This is a genomic window from Mycobacterium sp. (assembly GCF_049280035.1).
Classification (GTDB): Bacteria; Actinomycetota; Actinomycetes; order Mycobacteriales; family Mycobacteriaceae; genus Mycobacterium.
This window is the reverse complement of record NZ_JBAPPI010000619.1, coordinates 1-3779: the sequence shown is the minus strand read 5'-3', so window position 1 is coordinate 3779 and position 3779 is coordinate 1. Positions and strand designations below refer to the sequence as shown.

The 3779-nt window shown below is 64.9% G+C and carries 3 protein-coding genes and 2 pseudogenes; 1 reads left to right on the top strand and 4 read right to left on the bottom strand.

Annotation, left to right across the window (positions count from 1 at the left end):
* From WAN71_RS19880 to WAN71_RS19870, 3 genes and pseudogenes are all read right to left on the bottom strand, one after another.
* Positions 1-429, bottom strand: a pseudogene (locus WAN71_RS19880) (lytic transglycosylase domain-containing protein); the annotation flags it as partial.
* A 175-nt stretch (positions 430-604) separates the two neighbouring features.
* Positions 605-1342 carry a superoxide dismutase family protein gene (locus WAN71_RS19875; RefSeq protein WP_422226971.1) on the bottom strand — a complete coding sequence of 246 codons (738 nt, stop codon included), beginning with the start codon at positions 1340-1342 and terminating at the stop codon, positions 605-607.
* Between the two features lie 135 nt (positions 1343-1477).
* Entirely contained in the window at positions 1478-2422 is a 945-nt protein-coding gene (locus tag WAN71_RS19870; RefSeq protein ID WP_422226970.1) for an SDR family NAD(P)-dependent oxidoreductase, read from the bottom strand.
* 154 nt (positions 2423-2576) lie between these two features.
* On the opposite strand from WAN71_RS19870, the gene WAN71_RS19865 reads away from it, so the two are divergent.
* Positions 2577-3389 carry a helix-turn-helix transcriptional regulator gene (locus tag WAN71_RS19865; protein WP_422226969.1) on the top strand — a complete coding sequence of 271 codons (813 nt, stop codon included), beginning with the start codon at positions 2577-2579 and terminating at the stop codon, positions 3387-3389.
* Positions 3390-3403: 14 nt separating this feature from the next.
* Here the strand turns inward: WAN71_RS19865 and WAN71_RS19860 are convergent.
* Positions 3404-3779 (bottom strand): annotated as a pseudogene (locus WAN71_RS19860) (LLM class F420-dependent oxidoreductase); the annotation flags it as partial.

Below are 3779 nucleotides of genomic sequence, written 5' to 3'. Positions count from 1 at the left end.
GGCGGGAGCAGGTGGCTCGACGCGCCATGCGGGCAGCGTGGCTCTCACGGGTGTTATCGCGGTGAGCTCCCGGCGGGCGTCGACGTTGCGGTCGTAGACGTCAAGCAATGACGGCGGGATTCGCGGGCGCGTGATTGCGTCCCTTTCGGGGTGCTGCCCGATCGCGCGGTAGGCCGCCTGCTGGCGGCGCGCCGCCGCCACCAGCGCTGCCTCCGGCGTCGACGGGTCATGCAGCGCTTGCTCGTCGACGACAAGGTCGTCGGCGAGCTGTGCGGGATCTGATGCCAGCCGCGGCTGCGCGTCCACGGGAATCACCGCCGGTCTCGCCGGCCCTGTCGCGGGCGACGCCGTTGCGGCCGAGCCGGCCACCGTCTTCGTGGTTGGCGGCGCTGTCGGCTCGGTACATCCGGCGAGCGCGAACACGATCATGGCGAGAACAAGCGGCAAGCGGGCGACGACTCTTCGATTACCGCTCACTGGTTCACTTCCGTCCGCTGGCGCTGTTTCTGCGTCTTTCGTATCAGACGCAGTCAACCCGTGGACCCCGCAACTATCTTTCTGGTTCTAGGGGCCGCAAGGTCTTCGGCAGGCTTCGCTTAGCGCGTCAGCTGCCGGGCGGAAGACGATTAGTCGTCGTCGTAGTCGGCGTTGATGTGGCGGCCGGGGCGCTAGTAACCGTGACGGTGCTCGTGCTCGTGGACGGCGGTGGTACGGCGACCGTCGTGGTGATCGTGCTGACGCTCGTTGTCGTGGTGGTGGTTGAGGTCGTCGTCGCCGCGGCAATCACACCGCAGGCCACCCGCTTGCCCGAATCACTCGTGGGCGTAGTGCCCAAGTTATCTGGGTTTTGGTGGATGACCAGTGCAGTACCCGAGCTGTTTCTCAAATCCGCGACAGTGAACAAGTTAGTGGTGGTGACGAGTTTCGCCGAGCCGTCGGAGCGCACCTGCAATGCAGTCAGGTCGCCGCTGGCGGGATAACCAGTGTGATCCGGCGCCTGGTAGACGCTTCCAGCGGATTGGAAATCCCCGTTCGAGCCTCCTGTCGGCGCAACCGAATTGGCCTCGCACTTGCCCACCGAGTGGATTTGGAGTCCGTGGAAACCGGGGCTCAGGACTTGGTTGGAACCGGCTTCCACGGTCACTGTCGCGTAGCCGTTCGCGAAATCGAAGGTGGCGTTGGCGACCACAGTCCCGTCCGCGGTCTTTAACTGCGTGGCCATTCGCTCTGTGCCGGGGGGCGGTGACGTAGTGGGCTGGCTACTGGGCTGGTTTACGCACGCGCCCAACGGCGCGATGGCCGCGGCAAGCACTGCGGCGACAAAGGTGATGCCCCTTTTCATGGGCTGGGCCTACCCAAATTAGGCAGCGTCAAAACGGGTTTCACGTGCCCTACCGGCGCTAACAAGCCCGCCAACGACGACGAGCTCCGCTGGTTGCGTGGGTCTGAACCGCCGATCGCGCCGAGGTCCGCAGATTTATTGGGTTAGATCGGTGGAGATGTGCCAGAGGCGGTCGGCATTGTTCGGGTCAAGTGCATAGGGCGCAACGCCACCCGTGTGGGTGCCGCGCTCAGTGACGAGTGTCGCCTCGGAGCAGTCCTCGTAGTAGCGGCCGGTTACCCCTTCAACGTCGGGACTGGCTGCCAGTAAGACCGAGGTAGCGGCGCCTTGCTCGATCGTCTTTACCGGGGGCAGCCCCAAGGCGGTCGTTTCGGCGAAATTCGCAAGGTCGTTCTCGCCCATGTGCCGCGCCAGCGCGGTACTGGCAATGTTGCCGGGCATCAGTGCGTTGACGGCGATGCCGTCACCAGCCCAACGTTGCGCGGCGCCCACGGCGAACAGCACGTTGGCTGATTTGGACTGGCCGTAGGACGTCCACTGATCGTAGGGGCGGAATCGATAATGCAAGTCGTCGAAGACCACCGGTGAGAACAGGTGCCCGATCGAAGCGACGGACACCACGCGGGCGCCCTTTGCCGCGGCCAGCCACCGATGCAGGCCGGTGGCCAGCGCAAAATGACCGAGGTGGTTGGTGGCGAACTGCATTTCATAGCCAGCGGCCGTCCGGGTGAGCTGTGGTAGGGCCATCACGCCGGCATTGTTGACGAGGACGTGCAACGGCTCGGTCCACGCGCGCACAAAGCTGGCCACCGAGGCCGGATCGGCCAGGTCCAGTTGGGCCACCCGCACCGCTCCTGTGTCCGGCGGAAGATCAGCGCCAATCCCGTTGGCGACGTTTGCGCCGGCCTCAACATTGCGAACCGCCAGGGTCACCTCAGCGCCGGCCGACGCGAGCGCGCGCGCCGTCTCGATGCCGATCCCCGAACTGGCGCCGGTCACGATGACGCGATGACCGTCCAGGTCTAGTTCGTTGACGATCTCGGCCGCGGTCGTCGTTGGCCCATACGTGCGAATAGGCATGCAAATTCCTTCATGGATGGCAGCGACCATAGCCGACTAACCGCTCATTCCGACGCGACCACGATGCACCCTCACGCACCGGGTATCCAGGCCACGTCGTTACTGGTAATCCCGGGGCCACCCTTTCTGCGACCCGGCACCCTAACCTTGGTCGATGGAAACATCCCGTGGGCTGGCCGGTTTCCTGCGGGCCCGCCGGGAATTGATCAAGCCCGGCGATGTCGGCCTGCCGGACAGCGAGCGCAGACGCGTCGAGGGATTGCGTCGCGAAGACGTCGCGATGCTTGCCGGCATCAGCACCGAGTACTACCTGAGACTCGCGCAAGGACGAGACCACCAGCCCTCCGACCAAGTTCTGGACGGCCTCGCCCGCGCGCTGCAACTCGACGAGGACGCCGCCACCTACCTGCGCGAGTTAGCACGTCCGGCACCGCGTCGGCGTCGACGCTCGGTGCCCGAAAGAATCGACCCGGCCGTGCAAACACTCATTGACAGTTGGCCGCTTACCCCGACCTTCGTCGTCAACAAGAACATGACGATTCTGGCGTCCAACCGCGTGGCCCGAGCGCTGTCACGCTTTTTTACGCCGGGCGAAAACATCCTGCGCGCAGCATTTCTCGAGCCCGAAATGCGCATGCTCTACCGTGACTGGGACAGGTTCACCACCAGGATGGTCCCCTTTGTCCGAGCCGTGCTGGGCGCGGAGCCTCCCGATCGCGAACTTGTCGAGCTCATCGGCGAACTCAGCATCGCCAGCAAGCGCTTCGCCACATTGTGGGCGCGTCACGACGTCAAACATCGAAGCATCGGTCCCACCGCCTTCGACCATCCGCAAGTGGGGCCGCTCGATCTGCACTACACCATCCTGCACCTACCGGATCAACGTCAGATGATCGTCACTTACCACGCTGATCCCGGTTCACCATCCGAGGAAAGCCTGCGTCTGCTTGCCAGCCTGACTAGCTAAAAATTGAGCCCCCGTTAGCGTGACAGGCCAAGCGGCCCAGCGAGTTCCGACAGCGTCGGCAACACCTTCTCCGGCCCGCCGTGCACCAGGATCGCGACATGGTTGGCGCCGGCGCTCAGATACTCGCTCAGGCGCTTGGCGACGTCGTCAGCCGTGCCGTGGGCGACGACGGCGTCGATGAGCTTGTCGCTGCCGGGCCGGGTGACGTCGGCATCGGTGAAACCCAGCCGCTTCCAACTGCTCACGTAGTTTGTCGTGTCGAAGTAGCGGTCCAGCGCCGAGCGGCCGATTGCGCGCGCCTCCTCGGCGTCGGCGTTCAGCACCACGTTGTGCACCGGCGCCAGCAGCGCGTTCGGCCCGATGATCGCGCGGGCCCGTGCGGTGTGTTCC

What these genes read in the sequence shown, in the direction of transcription:
- WAN71_RS19875 (WP_422226971.1), bottom strand. Translation starts at nt 1,342, where the DNA reads ATGAAAAGGGGCATCACCTTTGTCGCCGCAGTGCTTGCCGCGGCCATC.
- WAN71_RS19865 (WP_422226969.1), top strand. Translation starts at nt 2,577, where the DNA reads ATGGAAACATCCCGTGGGCTGGCCGGTTTCCTGCGGGCCCGCCGGGAA.
- WAN71_RS19870 (WP_422226970.1), bottom strand. Translation starts at nt 2,422, where the DNA reads ATGCCTATTCGCACGTATGGGCCAACGACGACCGCGGCCGAGATCGTC.